This window comes from Micromonospora citrea (genome assembly GCF_049629545.1).
Taxonomy (GTDB): domain Bacteria; phylum Actinomycetota; class Actinomycetes; order Mycobacteriales; family Micromonosporaceae; genus Micromonospora; species Micromonospora citrea_A.
This window is the reverse complement of record NZ_JBNADX010000017.1, coordinates 30,472-48,143: the sequence shown is the minus strand read 5'-3', so window position 1 is coordinate 48,143 and position 17,672 is coordinate 30,472. Positions and strand designations below refer to the sequence as shown.

Below are 17,672 nucleotides of genomic sequence, written 5' to 3'. Positions count from 1 at the left end.
GTCACGCCCGCCATCGTCCGATCGCATCCCGCAGCTGGGCCAGCCCGGCCGCCCTGTCGGTCAGGTGCAGCCGCAGCACCGGCCGTCCCCGGTCGGCCAGCGCCTGCCGGTCACCGGCGGCCTGCGCCGCCTGCAGCTGTCCGAAGGAGTACGGCCGGCCCGGCACCGGCAGATCAACGTCCACCGTCGCGGTGAGCTGAAGATAGCTGCCGGCGGGCCGGACGGCTCTGTGGTGCCGTCCGGTGGAGCCCCAGCCGAAGGTGACCGGACGGCGCAGCGCCCGGGCCAGCAGCGGTCGCAGCCGCGCCGCGTCGGCGTCGGCGACCGGATCCAGGTACGCCGTCACGGCGAGGTGGCCGGCGTCGCCCACCCCGTCGAGCAGGTGCCGCAGCGCGCCGTCGAGGTCGGCGGGGGCGCCCGGCGGGGCGTACACCTCGATGGCGCCCTCGGTGCGCGACGGCGCCTGCGCCGGCGGCCCGCACTCCAGGATCCGCCGGGTGTTCTCGTTGCTCGCGGCGACGTCCGGCTCGTCGAAGGGGTCGACACCGAGCGCCGTCGCGGCGACCGCGGTGGCGTACTCCCAGGCGAGGAAGTGCGCGCCCAGCGGGCCGTTCACCGCCAGGTGCGGTTCGCACCCGCCGCCGGGGACGTCGCCGGCGGCCAGGGCGCCGCCGTAGCTGACGGTCAGCACGTCCGGCCCGGTGACGCCGGGCGCCGTGGGCGTCTCCACCACCACCGGCAGGATGCCGGCGCCGGCCCTGCCGGTCGACTCGGCCAGCAACTGCTCGGCCCATTCGCCCAGACCGTCGAGGCCGGTGCCGTCGCCGACCAGGGCGACCGTGCCCCGGCCGCCGGTGACCGCCGCGCCCAGCGCCGCGCCCAGCGCCAGCGCGGGATTGTCCGCATCGCGGCCCAGCGACGTCGAGAACGCCTCGGCGTCGTCCAGCAGGGCGGTCACCTCTGCCCCGGCCAGCGCGGCCGGGACCAGGCCGACGGCGGTCAGCGCCGCGTACCGGCCGCCCACCTCCGGGTCGGCGGGCAGCACCACCGCGCCCATCTCGTCGGCGACCGCCTCCAGCGGCGAGCCGGGGTCGGTCACCACCACGAAGTGGCGGGCCGCCTCGGCCTCGCCCAACCCGGCGTCCAGGAACGCCTGCCGGTACGCCCGGCGGTGGCCGTCGGTCTCCACGGTGGCGTCGGACCTGCCGGCGACCACCACCACGGTGCGCTCCAGCCGGTCGGCCAGCACCGCCCGGACCCGTCCCGGGTCGGTGGTGTCGAGCACGGTCAGCGGCCGGCCCAGGGTGCGGGCGATGGCCTCGGCGGCCGGTGACGAGCCGCCCGTCCCGACGAGCACCACGTGGTCCAGGTCGGCCAGCTCCGCCGTCAGCTCGGCGAGCTGGGGGAGCAGTTCCCGGCTGCGCCGGTGGGTGTCCAGCCAGCCCAGCCGCAGGCGTGCCGTCGGCTCGGCGTCCGGCCCCCACAGCGAGGGGTCCTTGGCGGCCAGCCGCGCCGGCAGGCCACGGCCGACCAGGTCCTCCCGCAGCCGGGTGGCGCCGTCGACGGCGTCCGCGCCGTGCACGGCGAACCCGGCGGCCGCGACCGCCGGGTTCGCCGTCAGGTCACTCATCTGGCCACCGGGTCGGGCGGGTGACGGCGTGGCGCGCCGCGGGGCGGAACCCCGCGGCGCGTCCGACGCCCAACGTCACGCGTTGCCCCCGGCCTGCTCGGCGGCCTCCGCGTTGCCCTTGGCGGCCCGGTTCGGCTTCCCGGTGCCCTTCGCCGCCTCGGCCAGCGATTTCGTCACGCCGTCGAGCAGTTCCAGCCAGCTGGCCTCGAACTTCTCCACACCCTCGCGCTCCAGGGTGGCGATCACGTCGGACATGTCCACCCCGACCGACTCCAAATCGGTGAAGACCGTGCGCGCCGCGTCGTACGACCCGGTGATGGTGTCGCCCCGGGTCTCGCCGTGGTCGGCGTACGCGTGGATCACCGACTCGGGCATGGTGTTGACCGTGCCGGGGGCGATCAGCTCCTCGACGTAGATCACGTCCCGGTAGTCCGGGTTCTTCGTCGAGGTGGACGCCCAGAGCGGCCGCTGCGGGTGGGCGCCCGCGTCGGCCAGGGCCTGCCACCGGTCGGAGGAGAAGACCTGGCCGTAGCGCTCGTAGGCGAGCTGGGCGTTGGCGACGGCGGCCTTGCCGCGCAGCGCCTTGGCCTCGTCCGAGCCGATCTTCTCCAGCCTCTTGTCGACCTCGCTGTCGACGCGGGAGACGAAGAAGGACGCCACCGAGCCGATCTTCGACAGGTCGTGGCCGTTCGCCTTCGCCTGCTCCAGGCCGGCGAGGAACGCCTCCATCACCTGCGAGTAGCGGTCCAGGCCGAAGATCAGCGTCACGTTCACGCTGATCCCCTCGGCCAGGGTCGCGGTGATCGCCGGCAGGCCGGCCTCGGTCGCCGGGATCTTGATGAACAGGTTCGGCCGGTCGACCAGCCACCACAGCGCCTTGGCCTCGGCGACGGTCCGCTCCGTCTCGTGCGCCAGCCGGGGGTCCACCTCGATGGAGACCCGGCCGTCGACGCCGTGGCTGGCGTCGTACGACGGGCGCATCACGTCGCACGCCCAGCGCACGTCGTACGTGGTGAGCATGCGGACGGCCTCTTCGACCTCCACGCCACGGGCGGCCAGGTCCCGCAGCTGCCAGTTGTACTCGTCGGCGTCGCTCAGCGCCTTGGCGAAGATGGTCGGGTTCGTGGTCACCCCGGCCACGTGCTTCTCGCGGCGCAGCTGGTCCAGCCCGCCGGAGCTCAGTCGTACCCGGGAGAGATCATCGAGCCAGACCGCCACGCCCGCGGCGGTGAGTTCGTTCAGCCTGTCCGTCGTCATGCCGTCCACGCTCCCCTCAGTTGCCGGTCGTGAAACCGGTGATGTCGCCCACCCGGGCCAGCGACGCGTGAGCCGCCGCCACGATCCGGTCCGGGGTGAACCCGAACTGCTCGAAGAGCACGGTGTGCGGCGCGCTCGCCCCGTAGTGCTCCAGGCTCACGCTCTCGCCGAGGTCGCCGACGACGCCGCGCCAGGACATCGAGATACCCGCCTCCACGCTCACCCGAGCCTTTACCCCGCGTGGCAGCACCGACTCCCGGTACGCCTCGTCCTGCGCGTAGAACCACTCCTGGCAGGGCATCGAGACGACCCGGGTGGGGGTGCCGTCGGCCTCCAGCCGCTCCCGGGCGGTGAGGCAGAGCTGCACCTCGGAGCCGGTGCCGATGATGATCACCTGCGGCTTGCCGTTGGACGCCTCGGCCAGCACGTAGCCGCCCTTGGCGACGCCCTCGGCGCCGCCGAGCTGCGTACGGTCCAGCGTCGGCAGCGCCTGCCGGCTCAGCGCCAGCGCGGTCGGCCGGTCGGTGTGCTCCAGCGCCTGCCGCCAGGCCCAGGCGGTCTCGTTGGCGTCGGCGGGCCGGACCACGTCCAGGCCGGGGATGGCGCGCAGCGCGGTCAGGTGCTCCACCGGCTGGTGGGTCGGGCCGTCCTCGCCGAGGCCGATCGAGTCGTGCGTCCAGACGTAGACCACCGGCAGCTTCATCAGCGCGGCGAGCCGCACCGAGGGGCGCATGTAGTCGCTGAACACCAGGAAGGTGCCGCCGTACGGGCGGGTGCCGCCGTGCAGGGCGATGCCGTTGAGGATCGCGCCCATGGCGTGCTCACGGATGCCGAAGTGCAGGGTGCGGCCGTACTCGTGGCCGGGGAAGTCCTTGGTGGCGTGGGCGGCCGGGATGAACGACGGCTCGCCCTTCATGGTGGTGTTGTTGCTCTCCGCCAGGTCGGCCGAGCCGCCCCACAGCTCCGGCAGCACCGGGGCGAGCGCCTCCAGCACCTTGCCGGAGGCGGCCCGGGTGGCCACGCCCTTGGCGTCCGCCGGGAAGGTCGGCAGGGCGTCGGCCCAGCCGGCGGGCAGCACCCGGCCGGCCATCCGGTCGTAGAGCGCCTTGCGCTCGGCGTTGGCGCCGGCCCAGGCGTCGAAGGCCTGCTGCCACTCCCGCTGGGCGGCGTCGCCCCGGCCCATCACCAGCCGGGCGTGGCCGAGGACCTCCTCGTCGACCTGGAAGCTCTGCTGCGGGTCGAAGCCGAGGATCTGCTTGGTGGCGGCCACCTCGTCGGCGCCGAGCGCCGAACCGTGGATCTTGCCGGTGTTCTTCTTGTTCGGGGCGGGCCAGCCGATGATGGTGCGCAGCGCGATGAAGGAGGGGCGGTCGGTCTCCGCCTTGGCGGCCAGCAGCGCCTGGTACAGCGCCTCGACGTCCTCGTGGTAGTCGCCCTGGTCGGCGTCGCCGGCGCGCCAGTCGACGGTCTGCACGTGCCAGCCGTACGCCTCGTAGCGGGCCGCGACGTCCTCGCTCTTGGCGATGCGGGTGTCGTCCTCGATCGAGATCTCGTTGTCGTCGTAGATCACGCAGAGGTTGCCGAGCTGCTGGTGGCCGGCGAGGGCGCTGGCCTCGTGGCTGATGCCCTCCTCGATGTCGCCGTCGGAGGCGATGCACCAGATGTCGTGGTCGAAGACCGACGCGCCGGGCTCGCTCTCCGGGTCGAAGAGGCCGCGCTCGCGGCGGGCGGCCATCGCCATGCCCACCGCGTTGCCCATGCCCTGGCCCAGCGGGCCGGTGGTGGTCTCGACGCCGGGGGTGTGCCCGTGCTCGGGGTGCCCCGGGGTCAGCGAGCCCCACTGCCGCAGCGACTGCAGGTCCTCCAGGCTCAGCGGGTAGCCGGAGAGGAAGAGCTGGATGTAGAGAGTCAGGCTGGAGTGCCCGGCGGAGAGGACGAAGCGGTCCCGGCCGGGCCAGTTCGGGTCGGCCGGGTTGTGCCGCATCACCCGGTTGAAGAGCAGGTACGCCGCGGGCGCGAGGCTCATCGCGGTGCCCGGGTGACCGTTGCCGGATTTCTCCACGGCGTCCATGGCCAGCACGCGGACGGTGTCGACGGCCCTGCGGTCGAGGTCGGACCAGTTGAGAGCGGAGTGCTCGGGACGGTTGGCAGCCACGATGGTTGTGCTCCTCGGCAGATGGGCGGAACCCTCACCAGTGACCCTATCGAGCGGCCCTAAACGTCCGCCCGGGGATCACTGCACGCCCACGGGTACGTGTCGGACGTCGGGACCGTTCAGTCGCCATGTGTGACGGCTCGCACCGTTGTCGGGTCGCCCGGGCAGCCAAAACGACGGCGCGTAGTCTGTGGGGCGGTGTGTGGGCCCAGTCGGGTCCGGCCGACCCGATCCCCCTGCCGAAGCCGGAAGGTGGCAATCCGTGAGCATGATCACCGAGCGCCCCGTCAGCAACTCTGCCGGGCAGCCGCCGGTGCGCACGGTGGCCGAGGAGTCGGCGACTCCGCGCCGCGACGTCCGGGCGGTGGTCGCCGCGTACGTGGCGCTGACCAAGCCGCGGATCGTCGAGCTGCTGCTGGTGACCACGGTGCCGGCGATGATGCTCGCCGACGGCGGCATGCCGTCGCTCTGGCTGGTGGCGGTGGTGCTGGTCGGTGGCTCGCTCGCCGCCGGCGCGGCGAGCGTGCTCAACTGCTACATCGACCGGGACATCGACCAGTTGATGCGGCGCACCAAGCGCCGTCCGCTGCCGGCGCACACCGTGTCGCCGCGCAGCGCGCTGATCTTCGGCCTGGTGCTGGCGGTGGTGTCGACGGCGCTGATGCTGGCGTTCACCAACCTGCTCGCGGCCGCGCTGACCGTGGCCGCGATCGCCTACTACGACCTCGTCTACACGCTCTGGCTCAAGCGCACCACGACGGCGAACACGTTCTGGGGCGGGGCCTGCGGTGCGGCGCCGGTGCTGATCGGCTGGGCGGCGGTCACCGGCTCGCTCGCGCCGCAGGCGTGGGCGCTCTTCGCGGTGGTCTTCTTCTGGCAGATGCCGCACTTCTACCCGCTGGCCATGAAGTACAAGGACGACTACGCCCGGGCCGGCATCCCGATGCTGCCGGTGGTGGCCTCGGCCCGTCGGGTCAACGCCGAGATCCTGATCTTCGCCTGGCTCACGGTGCTGACCTCGCTGGCGCTCTGGCCGATGGGGATGAGCCCGATCTACGGGGTGCCGACGCTCGTGGTGGGCGGCATCTTCCTGGTCGAGGCGCACAAGCTGTGCCGCCGGGTGAGGCGCGGCGAGGCGGTCAAGCCGATGCGGCTGTTCCACTGGTCGACCACCTATCTGACGATCCTCTTCGCCGCCGTCGCGGTCGACGCGCTGGTCTGACACCCGCACGCTGCCGGGGCGGCCCGGTGTCACATCGGGCCGCCCTGGCGTGCCGTGCGTCACGCCGCCGGCCTCGGTGAACATCAATTTCCGGAATCTTTTTTCGGGTGAGCGGCACCGACTCAAGTTGGACGCATTGGGGCGATCCGGGCCGACCGGTTTGTCCTGACTTTGTCGACATGTCCGGCCAAATTACCTGTGGTCTTCCTTAAACCCGTAGGTAATTGGCATCACAAAAGGTTCATCGTTCTCGCACCAACGGGTGGATGTCTGCTTAGGCTTCGCGTCATGGCAGATGGTTCCGATACGACGCTGACGGCTGAGCAGACCGCGGAGCAGGCCCCCAACGGCCTGGTCTCCGGCATCAAGTCGTTCGCCGCCGGGCACGGCGGCGCCAAGGCGGTCATCGAGTACGTCGGCAAGCGCGGCGCGCGGATCGTCCTCGTCGGCTCCGACGGCGCGTGGGCCGACCAGTTCGCGGACGACACCGTCGTCGCACGCCAGGCGTGCGCGAAGGCGGGAGTCACCGTCGAGAACGCCTGGGAGCGTGAGCTGATGGACCAGATGCGCCCGAGCAACGACCTCTGGCGGTCGATGGCCCGACGCACGATGGCCCGTTGACAGATAAATTGACCCACCACCAGTCGACCCGGGGGGAACCCCGGGTCGCTCTCGTCACCTGCGACCGGCTCGCCGACCTCGACCCCGACGACCGGCTCGTGCTCGCCCCGCTGGCCGCCCACGGCGTCACCGCCGAGGCGGCCGTCTGGGACGACCCGGACGTCGACTGGGCCACCTACGACCTGGTCGTGCTCCGCTCGCCCTGGGACTACGCGCTGCGCCGCGACGAGTTCGTGGCCTGGGCGGAGAGTGTGCCGCAACTGGTCAACCCGGCCGACGTGGTGCGCTGGAACACCGACAAGCGCTACCTGGGCGAGCTGGCCGCCGCCGGGGTGCCGACCGTGCCGACCGGCTGGGTCGAGCCGGGACAGGACTGGACGCCGCCCGCGGACTCCGGCGAGTACGTGATCAAGCCCGCGGTCAGCGCCGGCAGCCAGGACACCGGCCGGTACGACCTCGCCGACCCGGAGCACCGCGAGCTGGCCGTGGCCCACGTACGGCGGCTCTCCGCGGCCGGCCGGGTCACCATGGTGCAGCCGTACCTGACCGCGGTGGACACGGCGGGGGAGACGGCGCTGCTCTACCTGGCCGGGCCGCAGGGGCCGGCGTACAGCCACGCGATCCGCAAGGGCCCGATGCTGGACGGCCCGGACCTCGGCGTGGAGGGGCTCTACAAGCCCGAGGAGATCACCGCCCGTACCGCGACGCCGGAGCAGCTGGCCGTCGCCGAGCGGGTCCTGGCGGCGGTCCCCGGCGGGTCGCAGCGCCTGCTCTACGCCCGGGTGGACCTCATCCCCGGCGCGGACGGCACGCCCGTCCTGGTGGAGCTGGAGCTGACCGAGCCGTCCCTGTTCCTCGGCTACGCCGACGGCGCCCCCGAGCGCCTCGCCGACGCGATCGTCACCCACCTGGCTCGTCGGGCGCCCTGACCGCCCCACCCCCGAAACCCGCCCCACGTAGCGATCGACGCCGTTTGCGGCGTGTCGCGGTATCCCCGAAGTCCGACACCGCGACACGCCGCAAACGGCGCAGGCAACCGGGGCCGCAGCCGGCGGTCAGGCGGCGGCGGTGACCCGGTCGGCGGCCGGGGTCGGGGTGGCGGTCGGGGTCGGGGCGGTGACCGGGCGGCGCTCGCGGGTCGACCAGAGCACCGACAGGGTGGCCAGCAGCACCAGGCAGGAGCCGAGCATGTGCGCGCCGACCAGCAGCGCGGGCAGGTCGGTGAAGTACTGCACGAAGCCGATCACGCCCTGACCCAGCTCCACCGCGACCAGCACCACGGCCGTCCGGGCGGCGTCGGTCGCGCCGACCGCCCGGAACGCGAAGACCAGCGCCACCGAGAGTCCGATCAGCAGGAACACCCCGTCGGCGTGCACCTGGGAGATCTGCTCCGGGTCCAGGCCGTTGCGGGCCGCGCCGCCGTCGCCGGCGTGCGGGCCGCTGCCGGTCACCCACGTCCCGACCACCAGCACCGAGGCGCTGACGACGGTGGTGACCAGCGCGAGGGTACGCAGCGGGCCGGGCACCACGGCCACCGCCGGGCCGTCCGGCTCCCCGATCCGTCGCCACAGCGCGTACGCCGCCGCGATCACCACCATCGAGGCGAGGAAGTGCAGCCCGACCACCCACGGGTTCAGGTTGGTCAGCACGGTGATCCCGCCGATGACCGCCTGCGCCGGGATGCCGAGCAGCACCGCCACGGCGAGCGGCAGCAGCCCCCGCCGGCGCGGGCGGTGCAGCAGCACGGCCAGCACCACGGCGAGGGCGATGATCCCGACGGCGAAGGTCAGCAGCCGGTTGCCGAACTCGATCATCCCGTGCACGCCCATCTCCGGCGTGGTGGTGTACGACGCGTCGGTGCACCGGGGCCAGGTCGGGCAGCCCAGGCCGGAGGCGGTGAGCCGGACGGCCCCACCGGTCACGACGATGGCCACGTTCGCCACGATCGAGGCGTACGCGAGGCGGCGCAGCAGGCTGGTGGAGACCGGGAACCGGTCGGATGCCTTCACGCAGCGAATCCTACGGCGTGTAGTGGAGCCCGATCGGGCGACTCCGTCGCCTCGGTGTCGGGGATCACCGGGACCCGGGTTTGCGGGCCTCCGGCGAATTACGTAACGTTGGCGTTGTGAAAAACGCGGCGGCGCTCTCGGAGCACCTGTCGGCGACCGCCCCGGTCGCCGACCGCTCCCGGTCGCGGCGCGGCGCCGGACGCGCCGAGCCGGAGTTGTCGCCGGCCGCGTCCGCCGACCTCTCCACCCGCGACCGGGTCACCCAGCTGCTGCTGGAGCGGGGGGCGACCACCGCCGCGCAGCTCGGCTCGGCGCTCGGGCTCAGCCCCGCCGCGATCCGCCGACACCTGGACGCGATGCTCGCCGACGGCGACGTGGTCGCCCGGGAGCAGGCGGTGCGGGGCAGCCGCGGCCGGGGCCGCCCGGCCAAGGTGTTCCTGCTGACCGACGCCGCCCGGATCCGCTGCGGCACGCACCACTACGACAACATGGCCACCGCCGCGCTGCGCTGGATCGCCCGCAACGGCGGCTCCGACGCGGTGGAGGCGTTCGCCGCCGATCAGGTGGCCGCGCTGGAGGCCCGCTGCCGGGCCGCGATGGAGGACGCCGGCGACGAGCCCCTCGCACGGGCGGAGGCGCTCGCGGGGGCGCTCACCGCCGAGGGCTACGCTGCCAACGCGTCCACGATCGCCTCCGGCGGCCAGCTCTGTCAGCACCACTGCCCGGTGGCGCACGTGGCCGCCGAGTTCCCCCAGCTGTGCGAGGCCGAGACCGCGGTCATCTCCCGCCTGGTCGGCACTCACGTGCAGCGCCTGGCCACCATCGCGCACGGCGACGGGGTGTGCACCACGCACATCCCGGCCCAGCCGCGTGCCCAGTCCGGTATCACCGTCACCACTGTGAGGACAGATAGATGACCGAGCAGATCGTCCAGCCCCTGACCCAGGAAGAGCAGCTCGCCGCCCTCGGTCGCTACGAGTACGGCTGGGCCGACCCCGACGTCGCCGGGGCCGCCGCCCAGCGTGGCCTCAGCGAGGCGGTGGTGCGGGACATCTCGGCGAAGAAGAGCGAGCCGGCCTGGATGCTCGACCTGCGCCTGAAGGGCCTGCGGCTGTTCGGCCGCAAGCCGATGCCGGCCTGGGGCGCCGACCTCACCGGGATCGACTTCGACAACATCAAGTACTTCGTGCGGTCCACCGAGAAGCAGGCCACCAGCTGGGAGGACCTGCCGGAGGACATCAAGAACACCTACGACCGGCTGGGCATCCCCGAGGCGGAGAAGCAGCGCCTGGTCGCCGGTGTCGCGGCGCAGTACGAGTCCGAGGTGGTCTACCACAAGATCCGTGAGGACCTCGAGGAGCAGGGCGTCGTCTTCCTGGACACCGACACCGCGCTCAAGGAGCACGAGGAGCTGTTCCGGGAGTACTTCGGCACGGTCATCCCGGTCGGCGACAACAAGTTCGCGGCGCTGAACACCTCCGTGTGGTCCGGTGGCTCGTTCATCTACGTGCCGAAGGGCGTGCACGTGGAGATCCCGCTGCAGGCCTACTTCCGGATCAACACGGAGAACATGGGCCAGTTCGAGCGGACGCTGATCATCGTCGACGAGGGCGCGTACGTGCACTACGTCGAGGGCTGCACCGCGCCGCTGTACTCCTCCGACTCGCTGCACAGCGCGGTGGTGGAGATCGTCGTCAAGAAGAACGCCCGCTGCCGCTACACGACCATCCAGAACTGGTCGAACAACGTCTACAACCTGGTCACCAAGCGCGCCGTCTGCCACGAGGGCGCGACCATGGAGTGGGTCGACGGCAACATCGGCTCCAAGGTCACCATGAAGTACCCGGCGGTCTACATGACCGGCGAGCACGCCAAGGGCGAGGTGCTCTCGGTGGCCATGGCCGGCGAGGGCCAGCACCAGGACGCCGGCGCCAAGATGGTGCACGCGGCCCCGCACACCTCCTCGACCATCATCTCCAAGTCGATCGCCCGGGGCGGCGGCCGCACCTCGTACCGGGGTCTGGTGCAGGTGCTGGAGGGTTCGCACCACAGCCGCAGCACGGTCAAGTGCGACGCGCTGCTGGTCGACACCATCTCCCGCTCGGACACCTACCCGTACGTCGACATCCGCGAGGACGACGTGTCGATGGGGCACGAGGCGACCGTCTCCAAGATCAGCGACGACCAGCTCTTCTACCTGATGAGCCGTGGTCTGAGCGAGGACGAGGCGATGGCGATGATCGTGCGCGGCTTCATCGAGCCGATCGCCAAGGAGCTTCCGATGGAGTACGCCCTGGAGCTCAACCGCCTGATCGAGCTCCAGATGGAGGGCGCGGTCGGCTGACGCCACCGCCCCCGCGTGGCGGGCCGGCAGCCCCGGCCCGCCGCACCAGGCCCCGACCTCGTCGTCACGGATCAGACAGACCAAGGAAGAGATGACTACCCAGGCTTCCGCGCCGCCCAGCACCAAGACGCAGGCGCTCCGCTCGTACGACGTCGCCGACTTCCCGGCCCTCACCGGTCTGGAGGAGGAGTGGCGCTTCACCCCGCTCAAGCGGCTGCGCGGGCTGGTCGGCGGCGACCCGCAGGCCGCCTCCGCCACGGTCCGCCACGAGTACGGTGACCTGCCCTCCGGCGTCACCGTCGAGCGGATCACCAAGGACGACCCGCGGGTGGGCAGCGTGCTCACCCCGGTCGACCGGGTCAGCGCGCTGGCGTACGGCGGGGCCGACCGGGCGCTGCTCGTGACGGTCGCGCCGGACGCCGTGGTCGACCGGCCGGTGACCCTGCGGGTGGTCGGCGACGGCGTGGAGGGCCTGGCCTTCGGGCACACCTTCGTCGAGGTGGGCCGGTTCGCCGAGGTGGTCCTGGTGCTGGAGCACGTCGGCTCGGCCACGCTGGCCGACAACGTCGAGGTGTCCGTGGCCGACGGCGCGAAGCTGACCCTGGTCACCGTGGCCGACTGGGCCGCCGACGCGGTGCAGGCCCAGCACGTGAAGATCCGGCTGGGCCGCGACGCGAAGGTGTCGCACGTGCAGGTGAGCCTCGGCGGCGACCTGGTCCGGCAGTACACCTCGGTGGAGTACACCGGCCGGGGCGGCGAGGCCGAGCTGTACGGCGTCTACTTCGCCGACGGCGGCCAGCACCTGGAGCACCGGCAGCTGGTCGACCACAACGTGCCGGACTGCCGTAGCTACGTCGGCTACCGGGGCGCGCTGCAGGGCGACGACGCCCGTACCGTCTGGGTCGGCGACGTGCTGATCCGGGCCGAGGCGACCGGCACCGACACGTACGAGATCAACCGGAACCTGCTGCTCTCCGACGGCGCCCGGGCCGACTCCGTGCCGAACCTGGAGATCGAGACCGGCGAGATCGCCGGCGCCGGCCACGCGAGCGCGACCGGCCGCTTCGACGACGAGCAGCTCTTCTACCTGATGGCCCGGGGCATCCCGGAGGGCGAGGCCCGCCGTCTGGTGGTGCGCGGCTTCTTCGCCGAGCTGATCAACAAGATCCCGGTCGAGGAGCTGCGCGAGCGGCTCGGCGACGCGATCGAGGCCCGCCTCGCGAAGGCCGGCGCCTGATGATCAGGATCTGCTCGACCGAGGACGTGCCCAAGGGCACCGTGATCAGCGCCGACGTGGACGGCACGCGGATCGCCCTCGTGCACGGCGAGGACGGCCGGTTCTACGCCGTGTACGACGAGTGCTCGCACGCCGCGGTCGCCCTCTCCGAGGGGGAGGTCGAGGGGTGCACGCTGGAATGCTGGCTGCACGGTTCCCGTTTCGACCTGCGTACCGGTGAGCCCACCGGGCTGCCCGCCACCGAACCCGTTCCCGTCTACCCCGTCGAAGTCCGCGACGGCGACATCTACGTCAGCCTGACGCCGAGCAATGGAGTGACCCGATAATGAGCACCCTGGAGATCCGCGACCTGAAGGTGTCGGTCAAGCTGCCCGAGGGTGAGCTCAAGCCGATCCTGGCCGGCGTCGACCTGACCGTGAAGTCGGGCGAGACCCACGCGATCATGGGTCCGAACGGCTCCGGCAAGTCGACCCTGGCGTACTCGATCGCCGGCCACCCCAAGTACGAGATCACCGGCGGCTCGGTGACCCTCGACGGCTCCGACGTGCTGGCCATGTCCGTCGACGAGCGGGCCCGTGCCGGCCTCTTCCTGGCCATGCAGTACCCGGTCGAGGTCCCCGGCGTCTCGGTGGCGAACTTCCTGCGCACGGCCAAGACCGCCATCGACGGCGAGGCCCCGAAGCTGCGCACCTGGGGCGGCGAGCTGCGCGGCGCCATGGAGCGCCTCCAGATGGACCCGGCGTTCGCCCAGCGCAACGTCAACGAGGGCTTCTCCGGCGGTGAGAAGAAGCGGCACGAGATCGTGCAGCTGGAGCTGCTCAAGCCGAAGATCGCCATCCTCGACGAGACCGACTCCGGCCTCGACGTGGACGCGCTGCGCGTGGTCAGCGAGGGCGTGAACCGGGTCCGCGACACCGGTGACACCGGAGTGTTGCTGATCACCCACTACACCCGGATCCTGCGCTACATCAAGCCGGACTTCGTGCACGTCTTCGTCGCCGGCCGGATCGTCGAGCAGGGCGGGCCGGAGCTGGCCGACAAGCTCGAGGCCGAGGGCTACGAGCGCTACGCCGCCGGGGCCGGTTCGGCGCGGGCCTGACACGCACACGACAGGGGCCGCTGAGATGACCACCATCGCCATCCCCGAGGGCATGCCGCAGTACGACGACGTGCCCCGCTTCGACGTGGCCACGGTGCGCGCCGACTTCCCGATCCTGGACCGGGAGGTCAACGGGCACCGGCTGGTCTATCTCGACAGCGCCAACACCTCGCACAAGCCGCGGCAGGTGCTCGACGTGCTCGCCGAGCACTACGCGATGCACAACGCCAACGTGTCGCGCTCGGTGCACACCCTGGGCACCGAGGCGACCGAGGCGTACGAGGGGGCCCGGGCGAAGATCGCCGCGTTCATCAACGCGCCGAGCGTGGACGAGGTGGTGTTCACCAAGAACTCCACCGAGGCGATCAACATCGTGGCGTACGCGTTCTCCAACGCGTCGCTGCGGCCCGACGCGGACCCCCGGTTCCGGTTGGGTCCGGGCGACGAGGTCGTGATCTCCGAGATGGAGCACCACTCGAACATCGTCCCCTGGCAGCTGCTCTGCGAGCGCACGGGCGCGACCCTGCGCTGGTTCCCGGTCACCGACTCCGGACGCCTGGACGAGTCCGGGCTGGAGGAGCTGGTCACCGAGCGGACGAAGATCGTCTCGCTGGTGCACACCTCCAACATCCTCGGCACGGTCAACGCCACCGCGCGGATCACCGAGCGGGTCCGCCAGGTGGGCGCGCTGCTGCTGCTCGACTGCTCACAGTCGGTGCCGCACATGCCGATGGACGTGGTCGACTACGACGCCGACTTCATCGTCTTCACCGGGCACAAGATGTGCGCCCCGACCGGCATCGGCGTGCTGTGGGGCCGGGGCGAGCTGCTCGCCGCGATGCCCCCGGTGCTCGGCGGCGGCTCGATGATCGAGACGGTGACGATGGCGCGCTCGACGTTCGCCGCGCCGCCGGCCCGGTTCGAGGCCGGCACCCCGCCGATCGCCGAGGCGGTCGCGCTCGGGGCGGCGGTCGACTACCTCAGCGGGATCGGGATGCGGGCGATCCAGTGGCACGAGAAGGAGTTGACGGCGTACGCGCTGGACGCCCTCGCCACGGTGCCCGGGCTGCGGATCTTCGGCCCGAACGTGCCGGTCGGCCGGGGCGGGACGATCTCGTTCGCGCTCGGCGACGTGCACCCGCACGACGTGGGGCAGGTCCTCGACTCGCTCGGCGTGCAGGTACGGGTGGGGCACCACTGCGCGAAGCCGGTGTGCACCCGGTTCGGCGTCCCGGCGATGACCCGGGCGTCGTTCTACCTGTACACCACCACGGAGGAGATCGACGCCCTGGTGGCCGGTCTCGAGCAGGTGCGGAAGGTGTTCGACTGATGCAGCTCGACCAGCTCTACCAGGAGATCATCCTGGACCACTACAAGCACCCGCACGGGCGTGGGCTGCGCGACGCCGAGGACCCGCAGGCCCGGGTGGCCGAGGCGCACCACGTCAACCCGACCTGCGGTGACGAGATCACCGTCCGGGTGGCCACCGACGGCGACGTGCTCGACGACATCTCGTACGACGGGATGGGCTGCTCGATCAGCCAGGCGTCGGCGAGCGTGCTGCACGAGCTGCTGCGCGGCCGGGACGCGGGTGAGGCGTTCGCCGTGCACGAGGCGTTCGTCGAGTTGATGTCCGGGCGTGGCCAGGTCACGCCCGACGAGGACGTGCTCGGTGACGGGGTGGCGTTCGCGGGTGTCGCGCGCTACCCGGCCCGGGTCAAGTGCGCGCTGCTGCCGTGGATGGCGTTCAAGGACGCCGCGGCACGCGCCGGTGTGGGCGCGAGCCCGACGGAGGTGAAGGCATGAGTAGTGAGGACACCGCGACCGCGGCGACGCCGGAGACGGGGACCCCGGCCGACGGCGCCGTGGCGACCGGGGGCGCCGCGCCGGCGGCCGGCGGCAGGGCCGCCGTCGCCGACATCGAGGAGGCGATGAAGGACGTCGTCGACCCCGAGCTGGGCATCAACGTGGTCGACCTCGGCCTGGTGTACGGCGTGCACGTCGGCGACGACAACGTCGCCACGCTGGACATGACGCTCACCTCGGCGGCCTGCCCGCTCACCGACGTGATCGAGGACCAGGCCCGGCAGGCGCTGACCACCGGCCCCGGCGGCGGTCTGGTCGACGACATCCGGATCAACTGGGTCTGGCTGCCGCCGTGGGGCCCGGACAAGATCACCGACGAGGGGCGTGACCAGCTCCGCTCGCTCGGCTTCAACGTCTGACCGTCACGCCTCGAGCGCGGCACCCGGAACCGGGGTGCCGCGCTCGACGCGTCCAGGGCGGGGGTCGAAGTCCCTGGCCGGCCTGCGGCGGACCCGGACGACACGAGCCCTACGCGTCCGCTTCGGGCAACCAGGGCGCGAGGACGGTCGGGTCGGCGACGCCGAGCGTCACCTGTTCCCGCTCCGCGGCGGTCAGCGGGAGCGCCCGCAGCCGGGCGCCCCACTCGGGCACGCGCTCCGGTTCCGGCAGCGAGACCGACAACTCGATCAACGCGGCCAGCGCCAGCGCCTGTTCGACGGCCGGCGCCGACTCGCCGTGCCGGCGCAGCCCGGAGTTGAGCGCCCGGTACGCGGCGCGGTCGTCGTCCTTGAACTCGCGCAGGATCCGGGCGTTGTCGAGCACCCGGGCGAGCCCCTGCAACCGCTTCGACCCGCCGTACTCCAGTTCCATCGGTTCGTCGCGCTGGATGAAGACGATCGAATTTCCCGACGGATCGATCACGGTGAACCGTGAGGCGCCGGGGCGGTAGCGGGTCATCCGGGGCTGTCCCTTGGCGAGCACCTTGCCGTACGTGCGGCGCATCGCCTCGCTGAACGTCGCGTGGTACGGGGCGACCGCGTCGACCATCACGAGGCAGCCACCGGTGTTCTCGGTCGACGGGTCCACGCCGCTCGGGGCGTCCTTGTAGCGCAGGTCGAGTCCGCTCCACCGGAATGCCAGGAACAGGTACGGCCTGCGCTGCTCGTAGGTCACCGCGAAGCCGAGGGCCCGCCAGAACGTCAGGGTCTCCTCGGCCGACACGCAGTGCAGCAGCGGCACGACGGTCTCGTTGGGCTGGACACGGTCGCTGGTCATCGGCACCTCACTGGGGGTAGCGGTCGGACGCCCGGCAATTGTGTGCGCGTCCCGTGCCGGTGCGCCCTTGCCGAAGGCGACAGACTTCCGGGGTCGGGCGTGGAGGGCGCGAGAGTTCTGCTCCCGAGCGGAACCTGATCTGCGCGCCGTCGTCGGGGCCCCACCCCGCACGGGTCCCGCCGGTGCCCGGCCTGCCCTGACGCCTGCGGAAATCGGAGGCACGCCCGGCCGCAGCCGGGCCAGAATGACGCCATGGTCGAGGCGTACCCGATGCCGGTCCCTGTCCGGGCGGCCACCGCCGCGCGCCGACAGCGGACCGCGCCGGCGTCCGCCCCGACGCGTCGCCCGCCGTCGTGACGGCGGCCTTCCTGGCCGGGATGGTCGCCGGGTACGGCGTCGCGATCCCGGTCGGCGCCATCGCCGTGCTCGTCATGGGGCTGGCCGCGCGGGCCTCGTTCCGGGTGGGCGCCGCCGCCGCGCTCGGTGTCGCCACGGCCGATGGCCTGTACGCCGCGTCCGCCGCGTTCGGCGGGGCGGCCCTCGCCGCCGTGATCGCCCCGCTCGCCGGTCCGCTGCGCGTGGTCGCCGCCCTGGTGCTGATCGGTCTCGCCACCCGGTCCGCCTGGCGCGCGCTCCGCCCGGCGGCGGGCACGGCGGCGACCGGCGTCCCCCGCCGGAGCCTGGACAGCCCGTCCCGGGCCTTCACCGGGGTGCTCGCGTTGACCCTGCTGAACCCGGCCACCATGGTCTACTTCGCGGCGCTCGTCATCGGCCGCAGGGGCTCCGCCGACCCGGACCTGCCGGCCGCGTCCGCCTTCGTGCTCGGGGCGTTCGTCGCCTCGGCGAGCTGGCAACTGCTGATCGCCGGTGGCGGTTCGCTGGTCGGCCGGGTGCTGGCGGGTCCGCGCGGCCGCCTGGTCACCGCCCTGGTGTCCAGCGCGATCATCGCCGCCCTCGCCGTCGCCGTGCTGCTCGTCGGGTGACCGCCGCCCCGTCGGCGCGGACCGTGCCGTACGG

General features: G+C 72.4%; 17 protein-coding genes. 12 read left to right on the top strand and 5 right to left on the bottom strand.

From position 1 onward, the window contains the following. Position 1: 1 nt before the first annotated feature. The 3 genes from ACPFP2_RS19010 to tkt all read right to left on the bottom strand — a co-directional run bounded on the left by ACPFP2_RS19010 (position 2) and on the right by tkt (position 5,042). Positions 2–1,630, bottom strand: coding sequence for a glucose-6-phosphate isomerase (locus ACPFP2_RS19010; RefSeq protein ID WP_424090515.1), 1,629 nt, complete (start codon positions 1,628–1,630; stop codon positions 2–4). A 75-nt stretch (positions 1,631–1,705) separates the two neighbouring features. Further along, positions 1,706–2,887, bottom strand: coding sequence for a transaldolase (tal, locus tag ACPFP2_RS19005; protein ID WP_424090514.1), 1,182 nt, complete (start codon positions 2,885–2,887; stop codon positions 1,706–1,708). Between the two features lie 16 nt (positions 2,888–2,903). After that, positions 2,904–5,042 (bottom strand): transketolase, encoded by a 2,139-nt coding sequence (gene tkt, locus ACPFP2_RS19000; protein ID WP_424090513.1) that lies wholly within the window; start codon positions 5,040–5,042, stop codon positions 2,904–2,906. 262 nt (positions 5,043–5,304) lie between these two features. On the opposite strand from tkt, the gene ACPFP2_RS18995 reads away from it, so the two are divergent. The 3 genes from ACPFP2_RS18995 to ACPFP2_RS18985 all read left to right on the top strand — a co-directional run bounded on the left by ACPFP2_RS18995 (position 5,305) and on the right by ACPFP2_RS18985 (position 7,814). Further along, positions 5,305–6,264, top strand: coding sequence for a heme o synthase (locus tag ACPFP2_RS18995; protein ID WP_424090512.1), 960 nt, complete (start codon positions 5,305–5,307; stop codon positions 6,262–6,264). A 288-nt stretch (positions 6,265–6,552) separates the two neighbouring features. Then, on the top strand, positions 6,553–6,885 hold the full coding sequence (locus tag ACPFP2_RS18990) for a hypothetical protein (protein WP_424090511.1): 333 nt from the start codon (positions 6,553–6,555) through the stop codon (positions 6,883–6,885). Then, positions 6,882–7,814 carry an ATP-grasp domain-containing protein gene (locus ACPFP2_RS18985; RefSeq protein ID WP_424090510.1) on the top strand — a complete coding sequence of 311 codons (933 nt, stop codon included), beginning with the start codon at positions 6,882–6,884 and terminating at the stop codon, positions 7,812–7,814. The genes ACPFP2_RS18990 and ACPFP2_RS18985 overlap by 4 nt, the downstream gene beginning before the upstream one ends. Positions 7,815–7,940: 126 nt before the next feature. Here ACPFP2_RS18985 and ACPFP2_RS18980 read toward each other — a convergent pair whose 3' ends face one another. Then, positions 7,941–8,894: a COX15/CtaA family protein gene (locus tag ACPFP2_RS18980; RefSeq protein ID WP_424090509.1), complete on the bottom strand. Its 954-nt coding sequence runs from the start codon at positions 8,892–8,894 to the stop codon at positions 7,941–7,943. A 215-nt stretch (positions 8,895–9,109) separates the two neighbouring features. Here ACPFP2_RS18980 and ACPFP2_RS18975 point away from each other — a divergent pair, with 215 nt between their 5' ends. From ACPFP2_RS18975 to ACPFP2_RS18940, 8 genes are all read left to right on the top strand, one after another. Beyond that, positions 9,110–9,811 carry a helix-turn-helix transcriptional regulator gene (locus tag ACPFP2_RS18975; protein ID WP_424090592.1) on the top strand — a complete coding sequence of 234 codons (702 nt, stop codon included), beginning with the start codon at positions 9,110–9,112 and terminating at the stop codon, positions 9,809–9,811. Next, a complete protein-coding gene (sufB, locus tag ACPFP2_RS18970; protein WP_424090508.1) occupies positions 9,808–11,238 on the top strand; it encodes a Fe-S cluster assembly protein SufB in 1,431 nt (476 codons plus the stop codon). The genes ACPFP2_RS18975 and sufB overlap by 4 nt, the downstream gene beginning before the upstream one ends. A gap of 91 nt (positions 11,239–11,329) precedes the next feature. Next, a complete protein-coding gene (gene sufD, locus ACPFP2_RS18965; RefSeq protein WP_424090507.1) occupies positions 11,330–12,475 on the top strand; it encodes a Fe-S cluster assembly protein SufD in 1,146 nt (381 codons plus the stop codon). Next, a complete protein-coding gene (locus tag ACPFP2_RS18960; protein WP_424090506.1) occupies positions 12,475–12,801 on the top strand; it encodes a non-heme iron oxygenase ferredoxin subunit in 327 nt (108 codons plus the stop codon). Before sufD ends, ACPFP2_RS18960 begins: the two co-directional genes overlap by 1 nt. Beyond that, the gene (gene sufC / locus ACPFP2_RS18955) at positions 12,801–13,574 is read left to right on the top strand and encodes a Fe-S cluster assembly ATPase SufC (protein ID WP_424090505.1); all 774 of its coding nucleotides are present in this window, start codon (positions 12,801–12,803) and stop codon (positions 13,572–13,574) included. The genes ACPFP2_RS18960 and sufC overlap by 1 nt, the downstream gene beginning before the upstream one ends. A gap of 25 nt (positions 13,575–13,599) precedes the next feature. Further along, positions 13,600–14,904, top strand: a complete 1,305-nt coding sequence (locus tag ACPFP2_RS18950; RefSeq protein WP_424090504.1) for a cysteine desulfurase — start codon at positions 13,600–13,602, stop codon at positions 14,902–14,904. Then, positions 14,904–15,380: a Fe-S cluster assembly sulfur transfer protein SufU gene (sufU, locus tag ACPFP2_RS18945; RefSeq protein ID WP_424090503.1), complete on the top strand. Its 477-nt coding sequence runs from the start codon at positions 14,904–14,906 to the stop codon at positions 15,378–15,380. Before ACPFP2_RS18950 ends, sufU begins: the two co-directional genes overlap by 1 nt. Next, positions 15,377–15,799, top strand: a complete 423-nt coding sequence (locus tag ACPFP2_RS18940; protein WP_424090502.1) for a metal-sulfur cluster assembly factor — start codon at positions 15,377–15,379, stop codon at positions 15,797–15,799. Before sufU ends, ACPFP2_RS18940 begins: the two co-directional genes overlap by 4 nt. Positions 15,800–15,908: 109 nt before the next feature. Here ACPFP2_RS18940 and ACPFP2_RS18935 read toward each other — a convergent pair whose 3' ends face one another. Further along, entirely contained in the window at positions 15,909–16,655 is a 747-nt protein-coding gene (locus tag ACPFP2_RS18935; RefSeq protein ID WP_424090501.1) for a glyoxalase, read from the bottom strand. A gap of 377 nt (positions 16,656–17,032) precedes the next feature. On the opposite strand from ACPFP2_RS18935, the gene ACPFP2_RS18930 reads away from it, so the two are divergent. Then, positions 17,033–17,638 carry a LysE family transporter gene (locus ACPFP2_RS18930; RefSeq protein ID WP_424090591.1) on the top strand — a complete coding sequence of 202 codons (606 nt, stop codon included), beginning with the start codon at positions 17,033–17,035 and terminating at the stop codon, positions 17,636–17,638. Positions 17,639–17,672: the final 34 nt, after the last annotated feature.